We start from the raw sequence: 1,391 nt of genomic DNA, 5'->3' as shown, positions 1-1,391 counted from the left end.
GTTGAAAAGGCGCCGCCTTGATGGCGACGCCAGTCCATAAATAGTGATCCTGTTCAAAGCGTTTTGCATCGCCAGGTTGCCGCCGAATCTGTCACAATTCGGCCCTATTCGAGGTGCGATAGCGCTTTGTGGTCATCAGTATTTCGGCTGATGCCTTGAACGTTTTCCAGTAGGGCATTTCCCACCACCAATCGAGGTTTTCTCAACCCGCATGCCTGCCGAGATCCGCACGGCCCGCGCGTCTGACGTCGATGATCTCGCCGCCATCGAGAAAGCTGTTTTCCAAAGCGACCRTATTTCCCGCCGCTCCTTCCGCCTGTTCATCGAGCGCGAAACCGCCGAGACGCTGGTCGCTGAAATCGATGGCCGCGTGGCCGGCTATGCGATCGTGCTGTTTCGCAAGGGCAGCGGCGTGGCACGTCTCTACTCGATCGCCACCGGTCCCTTCTTCGGGGGACTGGGTGTTGGCCGCATGCTGCTCGGATCAGCGGAAGAGGCCGCCTTCGAGCACGGCCGTATGATGCTGCGTCTCGAGGTGCGCGAAGACAACAGCCGGGCCATCCGCATCTATGAGCAGGCCGGCTATCGCAAGATCGGCCGCGAATCCGGCTACTACGAGGACGGCGAGACAGCGCTTCGCTATGAAAAGACCTTGCGCGGTGACATTCCGATCGCCACCAAGGTGCCGTTCTACCAGCAGACCTGCGAATTCACTTGCGGCCCATGCTGCCTGATGATGGCGATGGCCAATTTCGATCGCGGCTTCGTGCCGGATCCGGTCATGGAAATCCGACTGTGGCGCGAGGCGACGACTGTCTTCATGATGTCGGGACCCGGTGGCTGCGAACCGTTCGGCCTCGCTGTCTCGGGCTACGAAAGCGGGCTCGCGGCGGAGATCTATGTTTCGTTCTACGGCGCGCTGTTCCTGCAGTCGGTGCGCAGCGAGGACAAGCGCCGGGTGATGGAACTGGCCCAGGTCGACTTTCGCCGCCGCGCGGAACTTTACGGCATCCCGGTGAATTACCGTCCATTCACCATCGACGACATTCGCGCCGCGATCGCGGAGGGAAAACTGGTGCTGGTGCTGATCAGCGGTTTCCTTATGTTCGGCAAGAAGGTGCCGCACTGGGTGCTGGCGATCGGCGATGACGGCGACCATATCCTGATCCACGATCCATGGGTCGAGGACGAAAGACAGGAGACCATCCTTGATGCCGCCAACATTCCCGTGCCGTACGGCATCTTCATGAACATGGCGCAGTTCGGCCGCGACGGACTGCGTGCCGCCATCACTCTGGGAAAGCGCGACAGACAATGACCTGGGTCATCCTTACCGGCCGGCAGAGCGATCTCGACCAGGTGGCGACACCGCACAAGATCATCACCAACCG

General features: G+C 60.6%; 1 protein-coding gene. It reads left to right on the top strand.

Annotation, left to right across the window (positions count from 1 at the left end):
* The first annotated feature begins 211 nt into the window (after positions 1-211).
* Positions 212-1,318, top strand: a complete 1,107-nt coding sequence (locus ACXJ7R_RS32745) for a peptidase C39 family protein (protein WP_457155415.1) — start codon at positions 212-214, stop codon at positions 1,316-1,318.
* The last annotated feature ends 73 nt before the right edge of the window (positions 1,319-1,391 follow it).

The organism is Mesorhizobium sp. P5_C1, assembly GCF_054049815.1.
This window is presented reverse-complemented; position numbering and strand designations above follow the sequence as displayed.